At 72.2% G+C, this 24,379-nt stretch carries 25 protein-coding genes; 17 read left to right on the forward strand and 8 right to left on the reverse strand.

The features are described from left to right. The first annotated feature begins 107 nt into the window (after window positions 1–107). The 8 genes from ACIRGB_RS34595 to ACIRGB_RS34630 all read left to right on the forward strand — a co-directional run bounded on the left by ACIRGB_RS34595 (window position 108) and on the right by ACIRGB_RS34630 (window position 7,068). Window positions 108–755, forward strand: a complete 648-nt coding sequence (locus tag ACIRGB_RS34595) for an HAD family hydrolase (RefSeq protein ID WP_403873328.1) — start codon at window positions 108–110, stop codon at window positions 753–755. Window positions 756–860: 105 nt separating this feature from the next. Continuing rightward, window positions 861–2,105: an MFS transporter gene (locus tag ACIRGB_RS34600; protein WP_403873331.1), complete on the forward strand. Its 1,245-nt coding sequence runs from the start codon at window positions 861–863 to the stop codon at window positions 2,103–2,105. After that, complete coding sequence (locus ACIRGB_RS34605) at window positions 2,056–3,228, forward strand: acetoin utilization protein AcuC (RefSeq protein WP_403873334.1); 1,173 nt, start codon at window positions 2,056–2,058, stop codon at window positions 3,226–3,228. The genes ACIRGB_RS34600 and ACIRGB_RS34605 overlap by 50 nt, the downstream gene beginning before the upstream one ends. 155 nt (window positions 3,229–3,383) lie before the next feature. Next, entirely contained in the window at window positions 3,384–4,199 is an 816-nt protein-coding gene (locus ACIRGB_RS34610; RefSeq protein ID WP_403873337.1) for a phosphatase, read from the forward strand. 129 nt (window positions 4,200–4,328) lie between these two features. Next, window positions 4,329–4,541, forward strand: coding sequence for a helix-turn-helix domain-containing protein (locus ACIRGB_RS34615; RefSeq protein WP_361373057.1), 213 nt, complete (start codon window positions 4,329–4,331; stop codon window positions 4,539–4,541). A gap of 109 nt (window positions 4,542–4,650) precedes the next feature. Beyond that, window positions 4,651–4,749: a 30S ribosomal protein bS22 gene (locus ACIRGB_RS34620; protein WP_003948845.1), complete on the forward strand. Its 99-nt coding sequence runs from the start codon at window positions 4,651–4,653 to the stop codon at window positions 4,747–4,749. A 175-nt stretch (window positions 4,750–4,924) separates the two neighbouring features. Then, the gene (locus ACIRGB_RS34625) at window positions 4,925–5,986 is read left to right on the forward strand and encodes an NAD-dependent epimerase/dehydratase family protein (RefSeq protein ID WP_403873341.1); all 1,062 of its coding nucleotides are present in this window, start codon (window positions 4,925–4,927) and stop codon (window positions 5,984–5,986) included. A 14-nt stretch (window positions 5,987–6,000) separates the two neighbouring features. Further along, window positions 6,001–7,068, forward strand: coding sequence for a lysophospholipid acyltransferase family protein (locus ACIRGB_RS34630; RefSeq protein WP_403873344.1), 1,068 nt, complete (start codon window positions 6,001–6,003; stop codon window positions 7,066–7,068). Between the two features lie 49 nt (window positions 7,069–7,117). Here the strand turns inward: ACIRGB_RS34630 and ACIRGB_RS34635 are convergent, their stop codons facing one another. The 3 genes from ACIRGB_RS34635 to ACIRGB_RS34645 all read right to left on the reverse strand — a co-directional run bounded on the left by ACIRGB_RS34635 (window position 7,118) and on the right by ACIRGB_RS34645 (window position 10,669). Then, window positions 7,118–8,365 carry a DUF5667 domain-containing protein gene (locus ACIRGB_RS34635; RefSeq protein WP_403873347.1) on the reverse strand — a complete coding sequence of 416 codons (1,248 nt, stop codon included), beginning with the start codon at window positions 8,363–8,365 and terminating at the stop codon, window positions 7,118–7,120. Window positions 8,366–8,615: 250 nt separating this feature from the next. Next, the gene (locus ACIRGB_RS34640) at window positions 8,616–9,410 is read right to left on the reverse strand and encodes an ECF subfamily RNA polymerase sigma factor, BldN family (RefSeq protein WP_198601573.1); all 795 of its coding nucleotides are present in this window, start codon (window positions 9,408–9,410) and stop codon (window positions 8,616–8,618) included. A 314-nt stretch (window positions 9,411–9,724) separates the two neighbouring features. Then, the gene (locus ACIRGB_RS34645; protein WP_403873350.1) at window positions 9,725–10,669 is read right to left on the reverse strand and encodes an HAD family hydrolase; all 945 of its coding nucleotides are present in this window, start codon (window positions 10,667–10,669) and stop codon (window positions 9,725–9,727) included. A 120-nt stretch (window positions 10,670–10,789) separates the two neighbouring features. Between ACIRGB_RS34645 and ACIRGB_RS34650 the strand changes: the two genes are divergently transcribed. The 5 genes from ACIRGB_RS34650 to ACIRGB_RS34670 all read left to right on the forward strand — a co-directional run bounded on the left by ACIRGB_RS34650 (window position 10,790) and on the right by ACIRGB_RS34670 (window position 16,532). Continuing rightward, window positions 10,790–11,095 carry a glutaredoxin family protein gene (locus ACIRGB_RS34650; RefSeq protein ID WP_403873353.1) on the forward strand — a complete coding sequence of 102 codons (306 nt, stop codon included), beginning with the start codon at window positions 10,790–10,792 and terminating at the stop codon, window positions 11,093–11,095. A gap of 274 nt (window positions 11,096–11,369) precedes the next feature. Continuing rightward, on the forward strand, window positions 11,370–12,137 hold the full coding sequence (locus tag ACIRGB_RS34655) for a redox-sensing transcriptional repressor Rex (protein ID WP_403873356.1): 768 nt from the start codon (window positions 11,370–11,372) through the stop codon (window positions 12,135–12,137). Next, on the forward strand, window positions 12,134–13,882 hold the full coding sequence (locus ACIRGB_RS34660; protein WP_403873359.1) for a glutamyl-tRNA reductase: 1,749 nt from the start codon (window positions 12,134–12,136) through the stop codon (window positions 13,880–13,882). The genes ACIRGB_RS34655 and ACIRGB_RS34660 overlap by 4 nt, the downstream gene beginning before the upstream one ends. Then, a complete protein-coding gene (hemC, locus tag ACIRGB_RS34665) occupies window positions 13,879–14,838 on the forward strand; it encodes a hydroxymethylbilane synthase (protein ID WP_403873362.1) in 960 nt (319 codons plus the stop codon). The genes ACIRGB_RS34660 and hemC overlap by 4 nt, the downstream gene beginning before the upstream one ends. Next, window positions 14,835–16,532 carry a uroporphyrinogen-III synthase gene (locus ACIRGB_RS34670; RefSeq protein ID WP_403873365.1) on the forward strand — a complete coding sequence of 566 codons (1,698 nt, stop codon included), beginning with the start codon at window positions 14,835–14,837 and terminating at the stop codon, window positions 16,530–16,532. Before hemC ends, ACIRGB_RS34670 begins: the two co-directional genes overlap by 4 nt. An 89-nt stretch (window positions 16,533–16,621) precedes the next feature. On the opposite strand, the gene ACIRGB_RS34675 is transcribed toward ACIRGB_RS34670, so the two are convergent. After that, window positions 16,622–17,047, reverse strand: a complete 426-nt coding sequence (locus ACIRGB_RS34675) for a hypothetical protein (protein WP_403873367.1) — start codon at window positions 17,045–17,047, stop codon at window positions 16,622–16,624. A 66-nt stretch (window positions 17,048–17,113) separates the two neighbouring features. Continuing rightward, complete coding sequence (locus tag ACIRGB_RS34680; RefSeq protein ID WP_403873370.1) at window positions 17,114–17,821, reverse strand: TetR/AcrR family transcriptional regulator; 708 nt, start codon at window positions 17,819–17,821, stop codon at window positions 17,114–17,116. Between the two features lie 115 nt (window positions 17,822–17,936). On the opposite strand from ACIRGB_RS34680, the gene ACIRGB_RS34685 reads away from it, so the two are divergent. Next, window positions 17,937–18,920 (forward strand): NAD(P)-dependent alcohol dehydrogenase, encoded by a 984-nt coding sequence (locus tag ACIRGB_RS34685; protein ID WP_403873372.1) that lies wholly within the window; start codon window positions 17,937–17,939, stop codon window positions 18,918–18,920. On the opposite strand, the gene ACIRGB_RS34690 is transcribed toward ACIRGB_RS34685, so the two are convergent. Further along, entirely contained in the window at window positions 18,917–19,327 is a 411-nt protein-coding gene (locus ACIRGB_RS34690; RefSeq protein ID WP_403873375.1) for an SRPBCC family protein, read from the reverse strand. The genes ACIRGB_RS34685 and ACIRGB_RS34690 overlap by 4 nt on opposite strands. Before the next feature lie 52 nt (window positions 19,328–19,379). Beyond that, the gene (locus ACIRGB_RS34695) at window positions 19,380–19,841 is read right to left on the reverse strand and encodes a MarR family winged helix-turn-helix transcriptional regulator (protein WP_403873378.1); all 462 of its coding nucleotides are present in this window, start codon (window positions 19,839–19,841) and stop codon (window positions 19,380–19,382) included. Between the two features lie 123 nt (window positions 19,842–19,964). On the opposite strand from ACIRGB_RS34695, the gene hemB reads away from it, so the two are divergent. Then, entirely contained in the window at window positions 19,965–20,957 is a 993-nt protein-coding gene (gene hemB / locus ACIRGB_RS34700; RefSeq protein ID WP_403873381.1) for a porphobilinogen synthase, read from the forward strand. A 49-nt stretch (window positions 20,958–21,006) separates the two neighbouring features. On the opposite strand, the gene ACIRGB_RS34705 is transcribed toward hemB, so the two are convergent. After that, entirely contained in the window at window positions 21,007–21,756 is a 750-nt protein-coding gene (locus ACIRGB_RS34705; protein WP_403873384.1) for a DUF4232 domain-containing protein, read from the reverse strand. A 212-nt stretch (window positions 21,757–21,968) separates the two neighbouring features. Here ACIRGB_RS34705 and ACIRGB_RS34710 point away from each other — a divergent pair, with 212 nt between their 5' ends. Both ACIRGB_RS34710 and ACIRGB_RS34715 read left to right on the forward strand, forming a co-directional pair. After that, window positions 21,969–23,312 (forward strand): helix-turn-helix domain-containing protein, encoded by a 1,344-nt coding sequence (locus ACIRGB_RS34710; RefSeq protein WP_403873387.1) that lies wholly within the window; start codon window positions 21,969–21,971, stop codon window positions 23,310–23,312. A 125-nt stretch (window positions 23,313–23,437) separates the two neighbouring features. Then, window positions 23,438–24,340 (forward strand): SAM-dependent methyltransferase, encoded by a 903-nt coding sequence (locus ACIRGB_RS34715; RefSeq protein ID WP_403873390.1) that lies wholly within the window; start codon window positions 23,438–23,440, stop codon window positions 24,338–24,340. Window positions 24,341–24,379: the final 39 nt, after the last annotated feature.

Consider the following 24,379-nt stretch of genomic DNA (forward strand, 5'->3'; position numbering starts at 1 on the left):
GTACTGCAGGGGGGACCCTGTGGGAGAGTAGGACGCCGCCGAACAATCATTGCGAGGAAACCCCGCACCGGAAACGGTGCGGGGTTTTCTGCGTTTAGGGTCTCTGTATGCGCTACGATCTGGTGATCTTCGACAACGACGGGGTTCTCGTCGACAGTGAGCCGATCTCCAATCGGCTGCTCGCCGGCTATCTCACCGAACTGGGACACCCGACGTCCTATGAGGACTCGCTGCGGGACTACATGGGGGCCGCCATGCACCGCGTGCACGACCTCGTCCTGGAGCGGACGGGGCGGCGCCTGCCCGTGGACTTCGACGACGTGTTTCACGGACGGGTGTTCGCCGCCTTCGAGCGGGAGCTGGAGCCCGTTCCCGGGGCCGTCGGGGTGCTGGAGAAGCTGGCCGCGGACGGGGTGGCGTACTGCGTGGCCTCGTCGGGGAGTCATGAGCGGATCCGGGTGGGGCATCGGAAGACCGGACTGGACCGGTGGTTCGACGACGAGCGGATCTTCAGTTCCCAGGACGTGGGGCGGGGGAAGCCGGCGCCGGATCTGTTCCTGCACGCGGCGGAGCGGAGCGGAGTGTCGCCGGAGCGGTGTGTCGTGGTCGAGGACAGTCCGCTCGGTGTGCGGGCCGCCGTCGCGGCCGGTATGGACGTGTACGGGTTCACCGCGATGACGCCCGCCGACAGGCTCGCCGGGGCCACTCGGCTCTTCGGGGACATGGGGGAGCTGGCCGATCTGCTGCGCGGCTGACGCCTGACCCCTGACTCCTGACCTGTGTCGGTCGCTGGAAGCTGAGAAGAATTCATCTTTGGTTGGATCTACCCACGGGTAAGCCGGGGCCCTACGCTCGCCGCCATGACTGATGTGCTGCGGCGCGGCAGGGCCTCGCTCGCGTTCGGCTTCCTCGCCCAGGGGGTCGCCTTCGCGCTGCTGGTGACGCGTATCCCGGCCATCCAGGACCGGTACGGCGTCTCCGACGCGCTGCTGCCCGTCTTCCTCGCCGCCGTGCCGATCCTGGCCGGGGTCGGGAGTGTGGTGAGCGAGCGGCTGGTGCGGCGGGTGCGGCCGAGCCGGCTGCTGCGCTGGTCCCAGCCGGTGGTGCTGCTGGCGCTGCTCGGCGTCGGGGCGGGGGACCGGGTGGCGGTGCTGGCCGTCGCCCTGGCCGTCTTCGGGCTGGCCGTGGGCGCGCTGGACGCCTCGATGAACATGCTCGGGGTGAGCCTGCAACGGGCGTACGGGCGCAGCATCATGCTCGGGTTCCACGCGGCGTACAGCCTGGGCGGGATTCTGGGAGCCTCGCTGGCGTGGGCGGGCGCGCACTGGGACCTGGCGCTGTGGGTGTCGTATCTGCCGGTCGTGGTGCTGCTGTTGCCGGCCGCGCTGGTGGGGAGCCGGTGGTACGTCGACGGGGAGCGGGCCGGCGCGGAGAGCGGGAGTACGGGCGGGGGCGGCGGAGTCGGCGGGGGCGTCGGCTTGAAGGTGCTGCTGCCGCTGTGCCTGGTGATGACGTTCGCGTACATCGGGGACTCGACCGTCTCCAACTGGAGCGCGAAGTACCTCCAGGACGTGCTGGGGAGTTCGGAGCAGCTGGCCACCGTGCCGTACAACGTCTACATGGTGACCACGCTGGTGGGGCGGGCCGTCGGGGACTTCGGGGTGCGGCGGCTCGGCGCCGTGGCGGTGGTGCGGGGCGGGGCGGTCGTCGCGGCGGGCGGGTTCGCCGTGGTGGCGTCGGCGCCGGGGGCCTGGGCGGGGATGCTCGGGTTCACGCTGCTGGGTCTTGGACTGTGTGTGCTGGTGCCGCAGACGTTCGCCGCGGCGGGGCGGCTGGCGGCGGAGAAGGACGGTCGTCCGGGGGCGTCCGACGCCGCGGTCGCGCGGCTCAACGTGTTCAACTACGTCGGGTTCCTGGTCGGTTCGCCGCTGGTGGGGGCGCTGGGGGACGCCTGGAGTTATCGCGGGGCGATGCTCGTGCCGATGGTGTTGGTGCTGGTGACGGTCGTGTACGCCCGGTCGTTCGAGGTTCGGCCGGACCGATACGGTGGCGGTCATGAGCGGCCGCGCACAGCTGATGTGGGACGAGGCAGTAACGGGCTATGACTTTGGACCGGAGCATCCGATGGACCCGGTCCGGCTCGCCCTGACCCGGAGTCTGGTCGGTGCCCTCGGGCTCGACCGGGAGGTGGAGGTCGTCGCGGCACGGCCGGCCGGGGAGTCGACGCTGCGGCTGGTCCACCGCGAGGACTACATCGACGCGGTGAAGGCGGCGTCGGCCGACCCGGGTGCGGCGGACGGGTCGTACGGGCTCGGGACGATCGACGATCCGGCCTTCGCGGGGATGCACGAGGTGTCCGCGCTGATCGCCGGGCAGTCGGTGGGGGCGGCGGAGGCGGTGTGGCGCGGGGAAGCGTCGCACGCGGTGAACTTCGCGGGCGGGCTGCACCATGCGATGCCGGGCGCGGCGTCCGGGTTCTGCGTGTACAACGACGCGGCGCTGGCCATCGCGCGACTCCTTGAGCTGGGGGCCGAGCGGGTCGCTTACGTGGACGTCGACGTGCATCACGGGGACGGAGTGCAGGCGGCGTTCTGGGAGGACCCGCGGGTGCTGACGGTGTCACTGCACGAGCATCCGGCGACGCTGTTCCCGCAGACCGGGTGGCCGGAGGAGACGGGGGCGGACTGTGCCGAGGGGTCGGCCGTGAACGTCGCGCTGCCGGCGGGGACCGGGGACGCGGGGTGGCTGCGGGCGTTCCACGCGGTGGTGCCGGAGGTCCTGGCGGAGTTCCGGCCGCAGGTGCTGGTGACGCAGCACGGTGCCGATACGCACTTCGAGGACCCGCTGGCGCATCTGGCGGTGTCGCTGGACGCGCAGCGGGCGGTGCAGGTGGCCTGTCACGACCTCGCGCACGAGTACGCCGGGGGGCGGTGGGTGGCGCTCGGCGGGGGTGGATACGCCGTGGTGGAGGTGGTGCCGCGGTCCTGGACGCATCTGGTGGGGATCGCGGCGGGGCGGCCGGTGGAGCCGGAGACGGTGATTCCGGAGGGGTGGCGGCAGGAGGTGTTCGCGCGGACGCGGCAGCTGGGGCCGCAGCGGATGACCGATGGGCGGTGGCCGGTGTCGTACGCCTCGTGGGAAGAGGGGTACGACCCCGCGGACCGGTTGGACCAGGCGGTGCGGGCGGCTCGGCGGGCGGTGTTTCCGCTGCGGGGGTTGTTGGCGTAGCGGTGGGGTCGCGGGCCGGCGCTGGCCGGGTGCCGCTGCGCCCACCCGTGCCGCCCCAGCGGCACGATTGCCCGCAGCTACGGCGCTACGCCGACCGTGGGTAGATTCTTCCGTTTCCCGCTCCGCTCGCCGAGCGACACGGCAGCATCGGGGGTGTGCTGACCCGTGGAGCTCTTCGGGCTCATCTTCTTGATGTGCGGCTGGCCGGGGTGGTGGCGACCTCTCGGGAGGTGAGTCTGCGGAGTTACCGGTTGTTCGCCGCGCGGGACCCCCGGGTGCTGCTCGGGATCGATCCGGAGCGGGCCTGGGAGCCGCGGGAGCTGCTGGGACTGATGGCGGAGACGTGCGGGGTTTCGGCCGATCCGCGCGACACCTCGGGTCAGGACGTGATCGACCCGGACCGGACCCTCGCGGCGCTGGACGCCTTCGCCGACCGGCTCGCGGCGGTCGCCGGGCGTCGTGCCCCGGTGCTGCTCGGCACCGGGCATCCGCATCGACTGCTCGGTTTCTACGTCGCCTTGGCCGAGGCGCTGTCGGCGGCGGGATGTGCTGTCCTCACCCCGGCGCAGGGTCTCTGTGTCGACATAACGACCCGGTTCGGTCTACGCACGTACAACCTCGACTACGTCCGCGGAGTCGCGTTGGTGCGGGAGCCCGGCGCCGGGCGCGCCGGTGGTGAGCCCGGCGCACACACGCACTCGCCGCTGCCGGTCCGGGCCGCGCTGGCAGCCGCGGCGGAGGCCGGCGGGCCGCTGCCCGAGCTGGTGATCGGGGACCACGGATGGGCCTGCGGAGCAGGTCAGCTGGGGTTCGAGGCCATCGGGCCGGCCGATACGGACGATCCCGCGCTCTTCGTCGGTCAGGCCGAGGGGTCCGTGTCCGTCGCCGTTCCACTTGATGACGCCGTGCGGTCCGAGTACTACCGACCGCTTACCCGCTACGTACTCAATCGGGCGTGTCTGTCACGGTAGGGAAGCGATGGGTGCACCTCTTCCCCATTCGCATCACCCGCCCCTACATTGGGGAGTGAGCACGCAGCGACGAAGAGTCACCGGAAGGGGAAGCCGGTGGCCGTCGAGTGCGGAAGGTTCAGGTGTGTCATGGCTGAAGCTGGCGAAAGGCCTCTGAACGAGGTTCAGTTCCTTACCGTGGCGGAAGTCGCCTCGGTGATGCGCGTGTCCAAGATGACCGTGTACCGGTTGGTGCACAGCGGTCATCTGCCCGCGATCCGGGTGGGACGGTCGTTCCGCGTCCCGGAGCAAGCGGTTCACGAGTACCTCCGCGAGAGCTACGTGGGGGTGGAAACGGCCTGACGGCCCTCGATTACACCCTCAGCGCTCGGACCGGTAGGCTGACCCCTCGTAGGTCGTGTGGGCCCATGGCGCTCACCAACCGAGTGATGAGAAGTGAGCGAGGACTGTCGTGGGCTCTGTTATCAAGAAGCGGCGCAAGCGGATGGCGAAGAAGAAGCACCGCAAGCTGCTGAAGCGCACGCGCGTTCAGCGTCGCAACAAGAAGTAAGCGACGCTGCGCCGTCAGCGTGTCCTGTGGCCCTCCACCGCATCCGGTGGGGGGCCGCAGTCGTGTTTTCGTCATCTGCCGTGTCCGTCGGTCATCACCGGGCAACACCTACCGGCTAAGTTGGCCGGAGCAGGGCTGGGGCAGGGCTGGAGCAGGCGGAAGGAAGGCGCTGATCTTGGGCAAGGTCGTGCTCGTCACCGGAGTGGCCCGCCAGCTGGGCGGCCGGTTCGTCCGGCGCGTCCAGCGTGATCCCGAGGTGGAGCGGGTGATCGGCGTGGACGCCGTCGCGCCCGAGCATCATCTGGGCGGCGCGGAGTTCGTCCAGGCGGACATCCGGCAGTCGGCCATCGGCCGGGTGCTCGCCGAGACGCGGGCGGACACGGTGGTGCACCTGGACGTGACGGGGACGCCGCTGGGCAGCGGCAGCCGCACGTCGGTGAAGGAGACCAACGTCATCGGGACGATGCAGCTGCTCGGCGCCTGCCAGAAGTCGCCGACGGTGCGGCGGCTGGTGGTGAAGTCCAGTACGAACGTCTACGGGTCCGCCCCGCGCGATCCGGCCGTCTGCACCGAGACCACCACGCCCAAGTCCCTGCCCAGCGGCGGCTTCGCCAAGGACGCGGTCGAGGTCGAGGGGTACGTGCGGGGCTTCGCGCGCCGGCGGCCGGACGTGTCGGTGACCGTGCTGCGGTTCGCCAACATCCTCGGCCCGGCCGCGGACACGCCGCTCGCCTCGTACTTCGCGCTGCCGGTGCTGCCGACGGTGTTCGGCTACGACCCGCGGTTGCAGTTCGTCCACGAGGACGACGTGATCGAGGTGCTGCGGGTCTGCTCGCACGAGGCCCGGCGGGGCACGCTGAACAGCGGGACGTTCAACATCGCCGGTGACGGTGTGCTGCTGCTCTCCCAGTGCTCGCGGCGTCTCGGCCGTCCCACGGTGCCGTTGCTGCTGCCCGCGGTCACCTGGGCGGGTTCGCTCGTGCGTACGCTGGGGATGACGGACTTCTCCCCCGAGCAGATCCGGCTGCTCACCCACGGTCGGGTGGTGGACACCACGCAGATGCGCGAGACGCTGGGCTTCAGGCCGAAGTACTCGACGGCCGGGGCGTTCGCGGACTTCGCCCGCGGCCGCGGTGCCGGGCTGCTGCCGCCCGAGGCCCTCGCGGGGGCCGTCGACCGGATCGCGGAGCTGTCCCGGCGGGGCAGCGGTCACCTCCCGACGCAGAGCGCCAACTGAGGAGCGCATCAACGATGGCGGACGCCAAGGTCATTCCGTTCGACGACGACCGGTCGCGGGGGAGCCGCGGCGCGGGGAGCCGGCGCAGGGGCAGTGCGGCGGAGTCGGCGCCGGTGAGCGGCGAGGGGCCGGTGGGTGAGGTGCAGCCGCTGCCCGTACGGGGGGCCGCCGCCGAGGACCCCGCCCCCGAGCCGGACGAGTCGCCCGCGGCCCCGCCGGCGGCGGAGGGCGGCGGTGCGGACGGCGGCCTGGAGCGGCGTGTCGCGGCCGGCCTGTCCTTCCTGCGCCGCCGGCTCACCGGGGACTACGAGGTCGACGACTTCGGCTACGACGCCGAGCTGACCGACCAGGTGCTGATGTCCCTGCTGCGGCCGGTGTACGAGAAGTACTTCCGGGTCGAGGTGAAGGGCGTGGAGAACATCCCGGCCGAGGGCGGCGCGCTGATCGTCGCCAACCACTCCGGGACGCTGCCGCTGGACGGGCTGATGATGCAGGTCGCCGTGCACGACCACCATCCGGCCGACCGGCACCTGCGGCTGCTGGCGGCGGACCTGGTGTTCGTGCTGCCGGTGGTCAACGAGCTGGCGCGCAAGCTGGGCCACACCCTGGCCTGCGCGGAGGACGCCGAACGGCTGCTGGCGCAGGGCGAACTGGTCGGGGTGATGCCGGAGGGCTTCAAGGGCATCGGCAAGCCGTTCGGCGAGCGCTACAAGCTCCAGCGGTTCGGGCGGGGAGGCTTCGTGTCCACGGCCCTGCGGCAGGGTGTGCCGATCGTGCCGTGCTCGATCGTGGGGGCGGAGGAGATCTACCCGATGATCGGCAACTCCAAGACCCTGGCGCGGCTGCTGGGCTTCCCGTACTTCCCGCTCACGCCGACCTTCCCGTGGCTCGGGCCGCTGGGCGCGGTGCCGCTGCCCACGAAGTGGACGATCCAGTTCGGCGAGCCGATCCCGACGGACGGCTACGCGCCGGAGGCCGCCGAGGACCCGGTGCTGATGTTCAACCTGACCGACCAGGTGAGGGAACAAATCCAGCACACCCTCTACAAGCTGCTGGTGCAGCGGAGGTCGGTGTTCTTCTGACGAGCGGTACGACGCTGGGGCGCCCCCGGTGCCGGGGGCGCCCCACCGCTCAGTCCGCGTCCTCCGCCTCGATGCCCAGGCCGGGCAGGAGGCCCGGGAGGAGGGGCGGGAGGGTGACGTCCGGCTCCGTGGGCGGGGTGTTGCCGCCCGTGGGCGGGGAGGTGGAGCCGCGGTCGTCCTTCGGCGGGTCGAGCAGGCCGCCGGTGCCGCCGCCGAGCAGGCCGTCACTGTCGTCGCCGGACTCGGCGGACTCGCTGGGCCGGCCGGACTGGGAACGCCCGCGCTCGGACGTGCCGTCGTCCCCCGTGCGGGGCGGCGAGGAGTGACCGGAGCCGGGGGTGTCGGTGGTCGTCGAGCCGGAACCGCCGGGGCGGCCGCCGTCCCCGCTGTCGTCGTCCTCGGTGGGCGGCTTGGGCAGCATGGACTCCAGCGGGGCCACGTCGTCGTCTATGGCGTCGAACACCGACGACACCTGCTCACTGACGTCCCCGAGCTGCACGGGCAGCCGCTCGCGCAGTGCTCCCCAGGTCTCCCGGTGGGACTGGGAGAAGGCGGAGAGGGCCTGCATGGGCGCCAGCGAGTCCGGGTCGAGGGCGTAGGCCGCGCTGAGCAGGCGGTGGCCCTCGGAGGCGTCGTGCTGCATGCCGGACAGGGCGCGGCGGACCTCGCCGAGGGACTCGTGGTCGAGGGGGCCGCTGCGACCGCGCTCCATCAGCCGGCGTGCCTCGCTGAGCCGGGTCGAGGCGAGGTCCAGGTAGGCCCGGCCCCGCTCGTCGTTGCCGTCGGCGAGGCCGAGGCGGAAGTCCTCTATGCCGCGCTTGAGGCCGTAGAGCGAGTCGCCGGGCAGGGCGTCCGAACTGGCGGCGGCGACTCCGCCGAAGGCCCCGGCGGCCACGCTCACGCTCAGTCCGCCCGCGGTGAGGCCCTTGGCCAGCCGCGAACGGGGCCGGAACCTGCTCAGCGGAGCGGCCCGATGGGTGCCGCGCGCCCGGCGCTGTTCCGGTACCGACGTGTCCGCCGCCCCGCCGCTCGCGGTGCCCTCTTGCAGCATGGCCTCGAAGGCGGCCACGAGCTGGGCCCGCTGGACGACCTTGACCTCGGGGTCCAGCTCGGGCCGGGGCAGCGTCTCCAGACCATGGGCGAGGGTCACCAGCTGACCCTGCTCGGTCGGTTCCTCGCTGGCCCCGGCGGTCGCCGGCCCTCCGGACTGCTCGGCCGCCGCCCCGGGATCCGACTGCTCCTCCAGGGCCTGGGCGAAGGCGTTCGCCCGCCGGTGTGCCGATACGTTCGCGATCACTGGCGGCACCTCCTCTCGTCATCACGGTCGACTCCCCAGGGGGTCCTGAGGGTTGCACGCCCAGGCCGGAACCATCCGATCGGGTGATCGGAGTCGGCCAGGGAGTGACCACAGGGAGCCTGCATCCCGCACAACGAGCGGCGCGGCACTTGGGTTACGGACGGTGGGTGCTCGGACCGCGGACTCAACTGACCCTCACCGATGGTGACTTGGGGAATGCGAAGGGTGAGCGCCCTCGGGTGGGCGTCTCTCAGCGGGCGTCGTCCGGGAGCAGCCGGGCGAGGGTCCGCACGGCCCGGTACTGGAGCGTCTTGATGGCGCCCTCGTTCTTGCCCATGACACGGGCGGTCTCGGCGACCGAGAGGCCCTGGAGGAAGCGCAGGGTCACGCACTCCTGCTGTTGCGGGTTGAGCCGTCGTACGGCCTCCAGCAGGGCGGCGTTGGAGAGGGACTCGAGGACGGAGTCCTCGGGGGAGCGCTCGACCTCGTTGGCGTCGAGCATCTCGCCGGTGGTGACCTCGAGGCGGAAGCGGCTGGACTTGAAGTGGTCGGCGACCAGGTTGCGGGCGATGGTCACGAGCCAGGCGCCGAAGTCGCGCCCCTGCCAGGTGAAGGTGCCGATGCGCCTGAGGGCCCGCAGAAAGGTCTCACTGGTGAGGTCCTCGGCGGTGGCCTTGCCGCCCACGCGGTAGTAGATGTAGCGGTACACGGTGTCGCTGTACTGGTCGTAGAGCCGGCCGAAGGCGTCGGCCTCGCCGGCCTGGGCCCGCTCGACCAGCTCCATCATGCGGGCGCTGTCGCTGTCCGCGGCGGGGCGGCGGTGGGTGGTGGCGGCGGCCCCGGACGAGGACGACCGCGCCCGTCTGCCGACGGCGGCGCTTCCTTCGGCCAGTGCGTAGCACGGACCGGCGGGCGCGGTGGCCGCGGCGAGGGCGGGGACGGCATACGCGGTGGGGACGAAGCCGCGCAACAGGTCATGGGCTGATTTGACCGTTGCGCGCAGCGTAGCCAGGCCCGAGGCGTCAACCCCGACGTGTGGGTACACGGGACTCCCAGAGGCAGAGCTTCCATCACGTGCAGTACGGAACCATTCACCCGTCGTAGCGAAGGTGGGGTACCGGAATGCGTCTGAGGAGAATAACGCTTCGTGCAGGCACTGCTACGCCCAGTTGCTCAAATCATCGATTACGTCGCTTCTGTGCCCGATTGGCGCTCGATCAGCTGCGCCAGAATGATCGCTTGGTGACCGGAACGGTTCGGATTCCGGGTGACTACAGAGCGTGTTGTGCTCGATGTGAGTACAGGGGACTGGAGAGCCCGTCCCGGGGGTACGTCATCCCGATTGGGCCGACGGCCGGATCAGCGGCGGCGGCGGTGCAGCGCGATGGCCGCCGCGGTGCCGCCCGCCACCGCGCCGACGCCCGCGGCCGCCGGGATGCCGACCTTGGCCGCCTTGCGGCCGGTGCGGTAGTCGCGCAGGCGCCACTCCAGCTCGCGGGCGTGCTTGCGCAGCTTGGAGTCCGGGTTGATCGCGTACGGGTGTCCGACCAGGGACAGCATCGGGATGTCGTTGTGGGAGTCGCTGTACGCGGCGCAGCGGGACAGGTCCAGGGCCTCCGCCGTCGCCAGGGCGCGCACCGCCTCCGCCTTCGCGGGGCCGTGCAGCGGTTCGCCGACCAGCTTGCCCGTGTAGACGCCGCCGATCGACTCGGCCACCGTGCCGAGCGCGCCGGTCAGGCCCAGGCGGCGGGCGATCACCTGGGCGATCTCCACCGGGGCCGCGGTGACCAGCCAGACCTTCTGCCCGGCGTCCAGGTGGGCCTGGGCGAGGGCGCGGGTGCCGGGCCAGATCCGCTCGGCCATGTACTCGTCGTAGATCTCCTCGCCGATCGACTTCAGCTCGGAGACGCGGTGGCCCTTGACGATCGACAGGGCGGAGTCGCGGGCGTCCTGCATGTGCTCCGGGTCCTCGAACCCGGCCAGCCGGAACCACGCCTGCTGCCAGGCGAAGCGGGCGAGGTCGCGGGTCTCGAAGAACTTCCGCTTGTACAGGCCCCGGCCGAAGTGGAAGATCGCGGCGCCCTGCATCACGGTGTTGTCGAGGTCGAAGAAGGCGGCCGCCCGGTCGTCGCCGTGCACCGGGAACTCCGGCTCCGCGGTGCCGGCAGCGGCTTCCGGTGTTCTGTCTGCGGTCTCGGCGGCCTCCGCGGACTTGCGCGCCGCCTCCGCCGAGGCCTCGCCTGCCAACACGCTCCGCGCCGTGGCGGAGCGCCTACGGGGAGTGAGCCATCGAAGAGCGGCCATGCCCGTGAGCATAGCCAGTTTGTTCGGACGCTTCGGAATCGAGAGGTTCGCGGGCTGTGAACTCCGGGCGACCGTGCCGTTAAAGGGCCGCAGGCCCGGGGGTCGCCCGCGCGCGCGAGAATGGCCGGCATGAGCCCCCTCTTCCGCCGGAAGCCCGCGCAGCCCCCTGAGCACTCCGAGAACCATCTCGTCACCCTCGTCCGCAAACCCGGCTGCCATCTGTGCGATGACGCACAGCTCGTCGTCGAGAAGGTCTGTGCCGAACTCGGTGTCCCCTGGGAGGGGAAGGACATCACCGAGGACCGCGGGCTCCACGACCAGTACTGGGAACAGATTCCGGTCGTGCTGATCGACGGCCGGCAGCACACCTTCTGGCGTGTGAACGAGGAACGGCTGCGCAAGGCACTGACCGATCAGTACAAGTAGTCCGTATGGTCGCTTAGGATCGATGGCGACCAGGTCTCGGGGGCGTTGATCGTGAGGAGTGTGTGCGGCTTTGCCCCCGATGAGTGAGGAACGAGGGCGTGTACGCGCCGGTTCCCGTCCCGTGCGCCGGGGGTGCGTGACCCCGGTCACGTTGGCCGGGCAAATCGGACACCATCTTTGTGCACGCGTTCACAAAGACATAGCCTGCATTCGACGGGGCGGTCATGTAGGGACGTATGACCGCCTACAGCCCCGCTCTACCCGCAGGAGCACCGTGGCAACCAGCCGAGCACACCGACCGGCGACCCGCAGCCGAGGGATTCCCGAGGCCACCGTCGCCAGGCTTCCGCTGTACCTCCGCGCACTGACCGCGCTCTCCGAGCGCTCGGTGCCCACGGTCTCGTCCGAGGAACTGGCGGCCGCCGCGGGGGTCAACTCCGCGAAGCTGCGCAAGGACTTCTCCTACCTCGGCTCCTACGGAACGCGGGGCGTCGGCTACGACGTCGAGTATCTCGTCTACCAGATCTCCCGTGAACTCGGCCTGACCCAGGACTGGCCGGTTGTGATCGTAGGCATCGGTAACCTCGGCGCCGCGCTCGCCAACTACGGCGGCTTCGCCTCCCGGGGTTTCCGGGTCGCCGCGCTCATCGACGCCGATCCGGGGATGGCCGGAAAGCCCGTGGCCGGCATCCCGGTGCAGCACACCGACGAGCTGGAGAAGATCATCCAGGACGACGGTGTCTCCATCGGTGTGATCGCGACCCCCGCCGGTGCCGCCCAGCAGGTCTGCGACCGCCTCGTGGCCGCCGGTGTCACCTCCATCCTGAACTTCGCGCCGACCGTGCTGAGCGTTCCCGAGGGCGTCGACGTGCGCAAGGTCGACCTCTCCATCGAGTTGCAGATCCTCGCCTTCCACGAGCAGCGCAAGGCCGGCGAGGAGGCCGCCGCCGACGGCGCGGTGCCGCGCGTCGCCGCCCGCAAGCAGCAGCCCTCCACCGACCAGGGACCCGACGGGGACGTACCCGCCGTGATGCCGGCATGAGCCTCCTCGTCGTCGGGCTGAGCCACCGCAGCGCGCCGGTCAGCGTGCTGGAGCGGGCCTCGCTGAACGCGGACGCGCAGCTCAAGCTGCTCCAGGACACGGTCGCCGCCGAACCGGCCGCCGAGGCCGCGCTGCTGGCCACCTGCAACCGCATCGAGCTGTACGCCGACGTGGACAAGTTCCACGCCGGTGTCGCCGAGCTGTCCACGCTGCTCGCCCAGCACAGCGGGGTCGGCCTGGAGGAGCTCACTCCCCACCTCTACGTGCACTACGAGGACCGGGCCGTCCACCACCTGTTCTCGGTGGCCTGCGGACTCGACTCGATGGTGGTCGGCGAGGGGCAGATCCTCGGCCAGATAAAGGACTCGCTGGCCCGCGCCCAGGACCTGCACACCGCCGGACGGCTCCTGAACGACCTGTTCCAGCAGGCCCTGCGGGTCGGCAAGCGCGCCCACTCCGAGACCGGCATCGACCGCGCCGGGCAGTCCCTGGTCACCTTCGGCCTGGAGCAGCTGTCCGCCGGAGCCGACGTCCAGCAGTGGGCCCGGGGCAAGAAGGCCCTGGTCATCGGCGCCGGTTCGATGTCCTCGCTGGCCGCCGCCACGCTGGCGCGGTCCGGGGTCGCCGAGATCGTGGTCGCCAACCGCACCTTCGAGCGCGCCGAGCGGCTCGCGCGGATCCTCTCCGAGGGCGACGACACGGACGTGCTGGCCCGCGCGGTACCGATGGACTCGGTGCCGGGCGAGCTGACACGTGCCGACGTGGCCGTCTCCTGCACCGGCGCGACGGGTCTCGTCCTCACGGCCGACTCCGTGGCGGCGACGGTGGCGGGCCGCACCGGCGCGCCCGCCGTCGAGCCCGGCGCGGCGGCCGACGCCGGTTCCCCCGGCGTACGCCAGGAGCGGCAGGCTGCGGAAACGCCACTGCCGGGCACCGGTACCGCGGCCGGCGGCGACGAGAACTGCCCCCTGGACCTCTCCTCCGTGTCCTCCGTCCCGTCCGGCTTCTCCGTCATGGGCGAGGCCGCCGTGGCCGGCCTGGACGCCGCGACGCTGGAGCAGCACGGGGCGTGGGCCGCGGGCGGTACGGCGGTGGACCGGCCGCGTGAGACGGGCCGCACCGGTCCGGAGGCGGAGGCCGAGCTGATCGGCGCGCTCGCCGCGACCGCGACGCGCGTCGGCCGCATCCCCGAGCGCCGCCGCCCGGAGCCGGTCGCCGGGGTGCCGCGCCCCGAGCCCGTACTCTTCCTGCTCGACCTGGCGATGCCGCGCGACGTCGACGCCGCCGTGCACCGGCTGACCGGGGTGCGCCTGGTGGACATCGAGTCGCTCGCGGACGCCTCCGCCGACGCGCCGATGGCCGCCGACGTGGACATGGTCCGCCGGATCGTCGCCGACGAGGTCGCCGCCTTCGGCGCCGCCCAGCGCGCCGCGCACATCACGCCCACCGTGGTCGCGCTGCGCAGCATGGCCGCCGAGGTCGTCGCCGGGGAGATCGCCCGCCTGGAAGGGCGGCTGCCGGGGCTCGACGACAAGCACCGCGCCGAGATCACCCAGACCGTCAAGCGTGTGGTCGACAAGCTGCTGCACGCACCGACGGTGCGGGTCAAGCAGCTCGCCGCCGAACCCGGCGGTGCCGGGTACGCGGACGCGCTGCGCACCCTGTTCGACCTCGACCAGGAGACGGTGGCCTCCGTCTCCCGCGCCGGGAACAGCACCACTGAGAAGAACCGAGGGCCGGCATGACTGAGAAGGCACTGAGGCTGGGGACGAGGCGGAGCAAGCTCGCCTTGGCCCAGTCCGGGCAGGTGGCGGACGCCGTGAGCCAGGTGACCGGTCGGCCCGTTGAGCTGGTCGAGATCACCACGTACGGCGACACGTCGCGCGAGCACCTGGCGCAGATCGGCGGCACGGGCGTGTTCGTCGCCGCGCTGCGCGACGCGCTGCTGCGGGGAGAGGTGGACTTCGCGGTTCACTCGCTCAAGGACCTCCCCACCGCGCAGCACGAGGGGCTGGTCGTGGCCGCGATCCCGGAGCGCGAGGACCCGCGGGACGTGGTCGTCGCCCGGGACGCGCGCAAGCTGACCGACCTCCCGCGCGGGGCGCGCATCGGTACCGGGGCGCCGCGCCGCATGGCGCAGCTGAACGCGTACGCCCGCACCCACGGCATGGAGATCGAGACGGTCCCGATCCGGGGCAACGTCGACACCCGCATCGGATACGTCCGCGGCGGTGAGCTGGACGCGGTCGTGCTGGCCGCCGCCGGGCTCAACCGGGTGGGACGCATCGACGAGGTGACCGACTTCCTGTCGGTCGACACGGTTCTGCCCGCCCCCGGCCAGGGGGCACTGGCGATCGAGTGCGCGGCGGACAACGCCTCGCTGATCGCCGCGCTCGCCGAGCTCGACGACCCGTTCACGCGGGCCGCCGTCACGGCCGAGCGGTCACTGCTCGCCGCCCTGGAGGCCGGCTGCAGCGCACCCGTGGGCGCGCTGGCCGACCTTCTGGCCGACGGGCAGATTGTCAAGGAAATGCGCCTGCGCGGCGTCGTCGGCACGACCGACGGCTCGACGCTGGTGCAGCTGTCCACCACCGGTCCCGTGCCCGAGACGCACGAGGCGGCGCTGGCACTCGGTCGCGAACTCGCCACCGAGATGCTCGCCCAGGGCGCGGCCGGTCTGATGGGGGAGCGAGCACAGTGAGCCCCACCACCCTTCCCGCCGGTCCGGAACACGGGCACGTCACCTTCCTCGGTGCCGGACCCGGAGATCCGGGACTGCTGACTCTGCGCGCCGTCGAGGCGCTGGCGCACGCGGACGTCCTCGTCGCCGAGCACGAGGTGCTCGACGTCGTACGCACGCATGCGCGGCAGGGCGTGTCGGAAGTGCACACGGACGCCGATGCGTCGGATCCGGGCACAGGAACGCCCCAGCTGACGGTTGTTGACGGGGCGTCAACGGCCGTCGGCACCCCCGCTGTGCGGGATGCCGCACATCTTGTCATGGAGGCCGCGCGGGGCGGCAGGCGGGTCGTGCGTGCGGTGACCGGGGACCCCGGGCTCGACGCGTACGCCGCCGAGGAGATGCTGGCGTGCGCCGCCGCCGGGGTGCCCTTCGAGGTGGTCCCCGGTATCGCGAACGCCGTCGGTGTGCCCGCGTACGCCGGTGTGCCGCTGCGGGACGCGGAGGGCGCCGACGTGCGGTTCGTGGACGCCCGTACGGCGTCGGACCGCTGCTGGACCGAGGTGGGCGCCTCCGACGGCACGGTGGTCGTGTCGACGACGCTGGACTCGGTGGCCGCGGCGGCCGGCGAGCTGGTGTCGGCGGGCCGCAAGCCGGACACCCCGCTGACGGTGACGATCGCCGGTACGACGACGCGGCAGCGCACCTGGACGGCGACGCTCGGCACGGTCGCCCAGACGCTGAAGCAGGCGAAGGTGCTGCCGTCCCCGGACGGCGGCCGCCCGGTGATAGCCGTGGTCGGCGAGCGCTCCGCCCCCGCCCGGCGCGACCAGCTGTCGTGGTTCGAGTCCAAGCCGCTGTTCGGCTGGAAGGTCCTCGTGCCGCGCACGAAGGAGCAGGCGGCGTCGCTCTCCGACCAGCTGCGGTCCTACGGGGCCGTCCCCAGCGAGGTCCCGACCATCGCGGTGGAACCGCCGCGCACCCCGCAGCAGATGGAGCGGGCGGTCAAGGGCCTGGTGACGGGCCGCTACGAGTGGATCGCGTTCACGTCGGTCAACGCGGTGAAGGCGGTCCGCGAGAAGTTCGAGGAGTACGGCCTCGACGCCCGCGCCTTCGCCGGTATCAAGGTCGCGGCGGTGGGCGAGCAGACGGCGAACGCGCTGATCGCCTTCGGGGTGAAGCCGGACCTGGTGCCGAGCGGCGAGCAGTCGGCCGCCGGTCTCCTGGAGGACTGGCCGCCCTACGACCCGGTCTTCGACCCGATCGACCGCGTCTTCCTGCCGCGGGCGGACATCGCCACGGAGACCCTGGTCGCCGGTCTGATCGAGCTGGGCTGGGAGGTCGACGACGTCACGGCCTACCGCACGGTGCGCGCCTCGCCGCCCCCGGCCACCACCCGGGAGGCCATCAAGGGCGGCGGCTTCGACGCGGTGCTCTTCACCTCGTCCTCCACGGTCCGCAACCTGGTGGGCATCGCGGGCAAGCCGCACAACGTCACGGTGATCGCGTGCATCGGCCCGGCGACGGCCAAGACGGCCGAGGAGCACGGGCTGCGGGTCGACGTCATGGCCCCCGAGCCGTCCGTCCTCAAGCTGGCGGAGGCCCTGGCCGACTTCGGACTGCGGCGCCGGGCGGCGGCGCTGGAGGCGGGGGACCCGGTGACCCGGCCGAGCGAACGGCGGCCGGGGTCGCGCAGGCGGCGGTCGTCGACCTGAGGGTGCTGCGGGGCGTTCCCGGTTCGGGGACGCCCCGCGGTCGTTCCACCCGGTCTCCGCGCCGCCCGAGGCGGGCTGAACCGGTGTTCCTACCAGACCGTCGCGCCGCAGTCCTCGGCGCCGGTCGTGTAGTTCCACAGGCAGACGCGGGAGCCGGCGTTGTTGCCGTTCCAGTGGTAGCCGGTCGACTTCTTGGAGTTCAGGATCCAGTACGAGTGGGACACGGCCGTCCAGCCGTATCCGCCCGAGCCGACGCGCTTGCGCTGGAGCACGAACAGGCACTCGTTGTTGTTCCAGGACTGGCCGACGGCCTGTACGTCGCCGTCGGAGCGCCTGTTCAGCCACGCCTTGCACTGCCCGGCCACCGCGTCCGCGCCGGGAACGTAGCCCGAGGCGGACGCCTCGGACTGGCCGGTCTGCGCGGGTGCGGCCTGCGCCGTGCCACCGGCGAGGAGCGCTGCCGTGGCGGCCACGGTGGCGCCGATCGCGGCGGCGTGGGTACGGAGTCGACTCATGTTTTCCCCCTTGGTCGTGGTCGATGAGGTACGTACCGATCCTGCCAACGGGGCCACGTGAGCACGTCAAACGAGCGGCTGACTTCCTGTCCAACGACCGGGGTAGTCCCGCGGCGGTAGGAGGTCCAGCGCCGGGGCCGGGGGCAGGGGGCCCGGGCGGGACGGTGGGTGGGCCTGGAAGGACTGGAAGAGGTAGGTGAGGAGGCGGCGGGCGGCGGGGAGGGCCGTTTCGGGGGGCTGGGCGGCCAGGCCGCTCACCGCGAGGAGGAGCAGGGGGATGTCGGCCGGGTCGAAGTCCTCGCGGAGTTGGCCGGCGTCGCGGGCGCGCTGGACCAGGAGGGACAGGCGTTCCTCGGCGGCGGCGCGTTCCCGGTCGTAGTCCAGGGCCTCCGGGAAGCCGGCGATGAAGACCGTCTCGAAGCCGCGGTCGGTGACCACCGTGGTGCATATCTTTTCGAGGAGGGTGTACAGGCCGTGGCCCGGGTCGGGGTCCGCCATGGCCTCCTCGAACACGCTCGCGCACACGGCCAGCTGATCCTCGAAGGCGGCGGTGACGAGCGCCGAGCGGGTGGGGAAGCGGCGGTAGAGGGTGGCCACGCCGACACCGGCCCGGCGGGCGACCGCGCTCATCGGGGCGTCCACGCCCTGGGCGGAGAACACCTCGCGCGCCGCCTCCAGGACGCGTTCGCGGTTGCGGCGGGCGTCGGCGCGCAGCTCCGCCGGGGCTTCTCCGGCCGCCGGAGCGGACGGCTTGTGAGAGGGCTGGTCAGGCATGTTTCTCACTTCCGGGTAAGTGGAGGGTCTCGTCCACTTATGGCTCTAGCGTGAGCCTAGCAGCGGACGCGGGCCTCGCCTCCGCGCTTCCCGGACGCGAAACGGATCACGAGACATGGGTGAGATGAAGGCGGTTCTCTTCGACCGCTACGGGCCCCCCGAGGTGCTCTACGTCGGGCGGCGGCCGGTGCCGGCCATCGGCCCCGACGAGGTGCTGGTGCGGGTGCGGGCCGCCGCGGTCAACGGCGGCGACCTCCACGACCGGACCGGAAAGGTGCGCCTGGTGACCGGGCGGGCCTTCCCCAAGGGGTGCGGCATCGACTTCGCGGGGGAGGTGGCCGAGGTCGGGGCCTCGGTGCGAGGGGTGCGGGCGGGGGAGCGGGTGTGGGGGCTGCTGGGGCGGCGTACCGGCAGCATGGCCGAGTACGTCGCCGTCAGCCCGCGGCACATCGCGGCGGCGCCCGGGAACCTCACGCCGGAGGAAGCGGTCTCGCTGCTCGCGGGCGCGACCACGGCGCTGACCGCGCTGCGGGACAAGGCCGCCCTCCAGCCCGGCGAGCGGCTCCTCGTGCGGGGCGGCAGCGGAGGCGTGGGCAGCGTCGCCGTGCAGGTCGGCAGGCTGCTGGGCGCCCATGTCGTCGCCCTCGCGGGCGGGCGGAACCTCGACTTCGTGCGGGGGCTGGGGGCCGAGGACGCGCTGGACCACCGGAAGACACCCCTGTCCACCCTCGGCCGCTTCGACGTCGTCCTCGACACCGTCGGCACCCAGCAGGCCCGGGTGCGCCGGCTGCTGGCGCCGGGCGGGCGGATGGTCGCCGTCACCGTCGACTTCACCCGGCCGCTCGCGGGGATCGCCACGGTGCTCGGTTCCGCCGTGCACGGCAAGGGGCGCATCCGCTTCTTCAGCGGCAATCCCGACAGCGCGCTGCTCGCCGAGGCCGCCCGGCTCGCCGAGCGGGGCGATCTCGTCCCGGTCGTCGACACCGTTCACCCGCTCGACCGGGTCGCCGACGCCCAACGGGCCCTGGAGGCCGGGGGTGTTCGGGGCAAGCACGTCGTGCGGATCGCCGGGCAGGCCCCGGCGGCTGCCACGCCCTAGTCGGACTCCAGCAGCTCCTTGAGCCTCGCCAGGTCGGCGGTGACCATGTCCGCGTCGCGCTCGAAGTCGGCGTCGGTCGTCCCCGGCTGCCGGCGGAGGGTGAACACCACCTCGCTCCCGGTGCCGTCGGCGATCACGCGGACCGGGTTGTGGACGGTCTCCCCGGAGGGCAGCGTGACGTGGTGGTCGAGTACCCCCAGGTCGTTGCGCGGGGTGAAGGTCACCGTGACCCGGCCCAGGAGGGAGGAGTCCGCGATCCATTCACCCCCGATCCGCTCGACGGAACCGCCGAGACCGTGGGCCCACGCGGGCAGGTTGGCCGGGTCCGAGGCGTAGGCGTAGACGTCGGTCGCGCTGCGCTCGATGTGGACGCCGAGGTGGCGCGATTCCTTGCCGGTGCTGTTCATGCCGGTGACGCTAGCGGCCGCCGTCGCCGTTGCCTTGAAGGAATCGGACACGTCAGTGGTGCCAGGCCCGGCCGCCCGTGTTGTGGATGAAGCGCTGGAGCACCTTCATGGTGGTCAGGTACTCCTCGTCGGAGATTCCGGCGTGGCGTTCCGTCCACAGGTCGTCCTGGAGGGCGGCTGCCTTCTCGAAGAACGTCCTGCCCTCCGGAGTCAGGGAGAGCAGGCCGTCGGAGGCGGTCTCGGTGATCCAGCCCGCCGCGATCGTCGCGTCGATCTCCGACTCCATCGCCTCCGGGCCCGCGTCGAGGTAGTTCCGCAGGAGGCCGGAGACCTCGGCGCGGGTCTTCGGGGTGTCGGCACGGCCGACCTGGGCGAGGACCCACCACTGGGGCTGGGTCGTGCCCAGCTCGGCCAGGGCCGCCCGGGTCCGGGTGACGACGGCCTTGTACGCCGCCCAGCTCCAGTAGCCGATGGGCTGGCGGATCAGTTCGGCGTCGCCGTGTGAGTAGTCCATGGCGTCGACCGTAGAAGCTGAAGTCTGGTTGAGGTCAAGGGTTGCCCGGGGCCGGTCCGAGGCCGTTCCGCGCCGACTCGTCGTCGGCAAAGGCACGGGTGGGGCGGGCGTAGCGTAGGTGGTATGACGACGTACGGTTCTTTTCCCGGCACCCGGCCCCGGCGGCTGCGGACCACCCCCGTGATGCGTCGGATGGTCGCCGAGACCCGGCTGCACCCCGCCGACTTCATCCTCCCGGCCTTCGTCCTGGAGGGCGCGAGCGAGCCGGTGCCGATCGCGGCGATGCCCGGTGTCGTGCAGCACACGCGGGACTCCCTGAAGAAGGCGGCCGCCGAGGCGGTCGAGGCCGGGGTCTCCGGGATCATGCTCTTCGGGGTGCCGGAGGAGGGGAAGAAGGACGCCGCCGGTACGGCGGGCACCGACCCGGACGGGATTCTGCAGGTCGCGCTGCGTGACGTACGGGCCGAGGTGGGGGACGAGCTGCTCGTCATGTCCGACCTCTGCCTCGACGAGTTCACCGATCACGGGCACTGCGGGGTCCTCGACGACCAGGGGCGCGTCGACAACGACGCCACCCTGGAGCGGTACGCCGAGATGGCGCAGGTCCAGGCCGACGCGGGCGCCCATGTCGTCGGGCCCAGTGGGATGATGGACGGTCAGATCGGGGTCGTCCGGGACGCGCTCGACCAGATCGGGCGGGAGGACGTCGCGATCCTCGCGTACACCGCCAAGTACGCCTCCGCCTTCTACGGACCCTTCCGGGAGGCCGTCGGCTCCTCACTCAAGGGCGACCGCAAGACCTACCAGCAGGACGCCGCCAACGCGCGGGACTCGCTGCGGGAGCTGGCGCTGGACCTGGAGGAGGGCGCCGACATGGTGATGGTCAAGCCGGCCGGGCCCTACCTCGACATCGTCGCCAAGGTCGCCGAGGTCTCGGACGTGCCCGTCGCCGCCTACCAGATCTCCGGTGAGTACTCGATGATCGAGGCCGCCGCCGAGAAGGGCTGGATCGACCGCGACCGGGCCATCCTGGAGTCCCTCACCGGGATCAAGCGGGCGGGCGCGCGCAACATCCTGACGTACTGGGCGACCGAGGTCGCTCGCACACTGCGCTGAGCGACCGGTGGCGGCCCCGCACACACGGGGTGCGGGTGCGCGGGCCCCTTCAGTACTCGAGCGCGTTCGACGCGTCGGTCTGCCAGTAGGTGACCGTCAGCGCGGTGTCGACGTACACGCCGCCGGCGGGCAGCTTGACCGTGGCGACGGAGCCGTCCTCGAAGGGGATCGTGAGGGTGTTGGTCTCGTAGCCGTTCTCGCCGCTGCCGTCGCCGGAGGACAGCCGTACGCCCGCGTAGCCCGACTCGCCCGGGGCCAGCGTCGTCAGCGACTGCGGCTTGCTGGACTCCGCGACCGGCGGCACCGACTGGGCCTCGCCGAACCGGGCCGCCGGGTACTGCGGCAGCGCGCACGTCTTCGCACCGGTGTTGGTGGCGGTCAGCAGCAGGTGGTTGATCGGGCGGGGGGCGTTCGCCGCGGTGATCTGCACGTCGGACGCGGAGCACTCGCCGGGGACGTCCGCGTCGGAGCCGTCGGAGCCGGCGTCGGTCCCGGCCGCGGCGTCGGAACCAGAGTTGGAGCCGGAGCCGGAGCCCGACGCGTTGTCCTTCCCGGCGGAACCGTTCGAGCCGTTCGAACCGGTGGAGCCGGTGGAGCCGGTGGAGCCGGTCTTACCGGTGTCGCCCTTCGCGCTGCCCGCCGGCCGGGCGTTGTTCGCGTCGGCCGTCGCGGAGGCGGCGGAGTCGGGCGCCGGGGAGCCCGTGAGTTCGTCGCCCTCGCAGGCCGTGAGGGAGAGCGCGGCCAGCGCGACCGTGGTGGCGGCGAACAGACGGGTACGGGTGATGCGGCGTGCGGACATGGAAGGTCCCCCTGGGGATGCGAGAGTTGGGGCGAGCCGCTCGACCGTTCGACGGGAGCGGCTGCTTGGATGACCACAGCTTGCGGTCCTGATCGTCCCGGCCGCCAGCGATGGGGGAGCATGCGGGACGGTGGGACGCCTGGAACGCTCTGACCTGCGGGAACAACGTCCCTCTGGGATGCGGTACGGGGATGCGAGAAGAGGGAGGAACGGTGGCGGGGGACGACTTCGCGGGACTGCTTCGGGAGTTGAAGGAGCGGTCCGGGCTCAGTTACGGGGCACTCGGCAAGCGGCTGCACATGAGCGGCTCGACCCTGCACCGGTACGTCAGCGGGGAGGTGGTTCCGGTCGAGTTCGCGCCCGTCGAACGCCTCGCCCGCGTGTGCCGGGCGACGCCCGAGGAACTGCTCGAACTCCATCGCCGCTGGATCCGCGCGGACGCGTTGCGCGGTGTGCGCAAGGAGGAGACCGAGGGCGGCGGGGATGCCGAGGGCGCGGAGGGCGCGGAAGGCTCCGATGCTGCCGAGGGCGCGGAAGGTGCCGGGGGCGCTACGGGCGCGGAAAGCCCGGTCGCGGCCGGCGCATCGGCGGCTGCGGAGACATGGTCGGCCCCCTCGGTGCGGGAGGCGCCACCGGCCCCGGAGGGCCGCCGTCGGGTGCCGCGTGCCGCGCTCTACGCCGCGACCGGCGTCGTCGCCGTCAGCGCCGCCGTGGCGCTCGTGGCCAACCTCGTGTCGGGCCCGGACGACGACGGCCGGCACGGTCCGGCCGGGGCCGTCGCGCAGAGCTCCGCGTCGGTGACCGGGAGCGCGACCGGGCCGGGCTCGCCGAGCGCCGGCGCCAGCGCCTCCACGTCCTCACCGTCCGCCTCCGCCTCCGCGTCCCGGTCCGGGTCCCCCTCCGCGTCGCCGTCGCGTCCGGCCACCGCCACGCCGAGCCGCGAGGCACCCGCGGACGGGCCCCTGCTCACCGTGTCGACCACCCCGTACTACTGGGACGTGCCCTGCGACCACGCCTTCCTCGTCGACCGCAGTCCGAAGAACGTGCCCAAGCCGCCGCCCCAGCAGGACGCCGTCGGCTGGGCGACCCCCCTCAACGCGGTCTCCGCGAACCGGCAGACGGTCGTCCTCACCGTGCAGGGCACCGGCCCGCAGACGGTGGTCCTGGAGGACCTGCACGTCCGGGTGAAGCGCACCGGCCCGCCGCTGGGCTGGAACCAGTACGTGATGGGCAACGGCTGCGGCGGCCAGGTGCACACCACGGCCTTCGACGTCTCGCTCGACCTCGGCACCCCGACCGCGACGCCGATCGGGGGCCAGCGGGACTTCCCGTACAAGGTCAGCGAGACCGACCCCGAGGTCTTCCAGGTCGCCGCGCACACCAGCGGCCACGACGTCAGCTGGGAGCTGGAACTGGAGTGGTCCAGCGGCGGCCGGCACGGCACGACGCGCATCGACGACAACGGCAAGCCGTTCCGCACCAGCGCCTCCCGGGACGACTCCTCTTACGCATACCCCCTCGGCAGCAGCGCCTGGGAACTGGTCGAGGGCGGCTGAGACCGGCCGGACCGGGTGCGCCCTCCCGGGGGGCAGCGGGGCACCGGCAAGTGGGCGCGAGAGATAGGTTGTTGACCACCAAACCGGTTCGCTTCGTCAGGCGACATCCGAAAGGTGGGACGCGCATGCCCGGTGACGCCCTCAGCCAGGACCCCGCGGAGCTGCGGAGGAGGATCGACAGCAGCAAGGCGCACCCGGCGCGGGTCTACGACGTCTTCCTCGGCGGCAAGGACCACTACCCCGCCGACCTCGACGCCGCGGCCGCCGGGCTGGCCGCCAACCCGCGCGGCTACCTCGACGTACGGCACAACCGCGACTTCCTGCGGCGCGCGGTGACCGCGCTCGCCCGTCAGGACGGCATCCGGCAGTTCCTCGACATCGGCACCGGGCTGCCCACCGCCGAGAACGTGCACCAGATCGCCCAGCGCATCGCCCCCGAGTCGCGGGTCGTCTACGTCGACAACGACCCGGTCGTGCTCGCCCACGCCCGCGCCCTGCTCACCAGCGGCCCCGAGGGGCGCACGGACTACATCGACGCCGACCTGAAGAGTCCGGCGCGGATCCTCGAACAGGCCGCCGAGACCCTCGACTTCGACCGTCCGGTGGCGCTCTGCCTCGTCGCCATCCTGCACTTCGTCGAGGACGCGGAGGCGTACCCGATCGTCCGCGAACTGGTCGACGCGCTGCCCGCCGGCAGCCGTCTGGTGCTCAGCCACCTCACTGACGACCTCAACCCGGAGAGCATCCGCGCGGTCCAGCGGACGTACACCGAGCGGGGGTTCACCTTCGTGCTGCGCTCCCGCAAGGACGTGGAGCGGTTCTTCACGGAGAGCGGGCTGGAGTTGGCCGACCCCGGCGTCGTGCCGGTGCACCACTGGCGGCCGGACCACGCGGCGCCGGTGCCGGAGCAGCCGGAGGAGGCGTACCTCGCCGAGCTCGACGACATCGAGAAGGTCCGGTACAAGGACATCAACGACGTCACGGACGCGGACATCAACGTGTACGGCGGGCTGGGCGCCAAGGACTGACGGCCCGGCGGCGCCGCCGGTCGCACGGGTGTCCGGATC

It is taken from the genome of Streptomyces sp. NPDC102490, from assembly GCF_044765285.1.
Lineage (GTDB): Bacteria > Actinomycetota > Actinomycetes > Streptomycetales > Streptomycetaceae > Streptomyces.

Bases quoted from the DNA above. Each gene is read 5' to 3' on its own strand.
- ACIRGB_RS34600 (WP_403873331.1), top strand. From the start codon at position 861: ATGACTGATGTGCTGCGGCGCGGCAGGGCCTCGCTCGCGTTCGGCTTC.
- ACIRGB_RS34705 (WP_403873384.1), bottom strand. From the start codon at position 21,756: ATGTCCGCACGCCGCATCACCCGTACCCGTCTGTTCGCCGCCACCACG.
- ACIRGB_RS34685 (WP_403873372.1), top strand. From the start codon at position 17,937: ATGGGTGAGATGAAGGCGGTTCTCTTCGACCGCTACGGGCCCCCCGAG.
- hemC (WP_403873362.1), top strand. From the start codon at position 13,879: ATGACTGAGAAGGCACTGAGGCTGGGGACGAGGCGGAGCAAGCTCGCC.
- ACIRGB_RS34595 (WP_403873328.1), top strand. From the start codon at position 108: ATGCGCTACGATCTGGTGATCTTCGACAACGACGGGGTTCTCGTCGAC.
- ACIRGB_RS34680 (WP_403873370.1), bottom strand. From the start codon at position 17,821: ATGCCTGACCAGCCCTCTCACAAGCCGTCCGCTCCGGCGGCCGGAGAA.
- ACIRGB_RS34630 (WP_403873344.1), top strand. From the start codon at position 6,001: ATGGCGGACGCCAAGGTCATTCCGTTCGACGACGACCGGTCGCGGGGG.
- ACIRGB_RS34615 (WP_361373057.1), top strand. From the start codon at position 4,329: ATGGCTGAAGCTGGCGAAAGGCCTCTGAACGAGGTTCAGTTCCTTACC.
- ACIRGB_RS34645 (WP_403873350.1), bottom strand. From the start codon at position 10,669: ATGGCCGCTCTTCGATGGCTCACTCCCCGTAGGCGCTCCGCCACGGCG.
- hemB (WP_403873381.1), top strand. From the start codon at position 19,965: ATGACGACGTACGGTTCTTTTCCCGGCACCCGGCCCCGGCGGCTGCGG.
- ACIRGB_RS34675 (WP_403873367.1), bottom strand. From the start codon at position 17,047: ATGAGTCGACTCCGTACCCACGCCGCCGCGATCGGCGCCACCGTGGCC.
- ACIRGB_RS34605 (WP_403873334.1), top strand. From the start codon at position 2,056: ATGAGCGGCCGCGCACAGCTGATGTGGGACGAGGCAGTAACGGGCTAT.
- ACIRGB_RS34715 (WP_403873390.1), top strand. From the start codon at position 23,438: ATGCCCGGTGACGCCCTCAGCCAGGACCCCGCGGAGCTGCGGAGGAGG.
- ACIRGB_RS34690 (WP_403873375.1), bottom strand. From the start codon at position 19,327: ATGAACAGCACCGGCAAGGAATCGCGCCACCTCGGCGTCCACATCGAG.
- ACIRGB_RS34650 (WP_403873353.1), top strand. From the start codon at position 10,790: ATGGCCGGCATGAGCCCCCTCTTCCGCCGGAAGCCCGCGCAGCCCCCT.
- ACIRGB_RS34695 (WP_403873378.1), bottom strand. From the start codon at position 19,841: ATGGACTACTCACACGGCGACGCCGAACTGATCCGCCAGCCCATCGGC.
- ACIRGB_RS34660 (WP_403873359.1), top strand. From the start codon at position 12,134: ATGAGCCTCCTCGTCGTCGGGCTGAGCCACCGCAGCGCGCCGGTCAGC.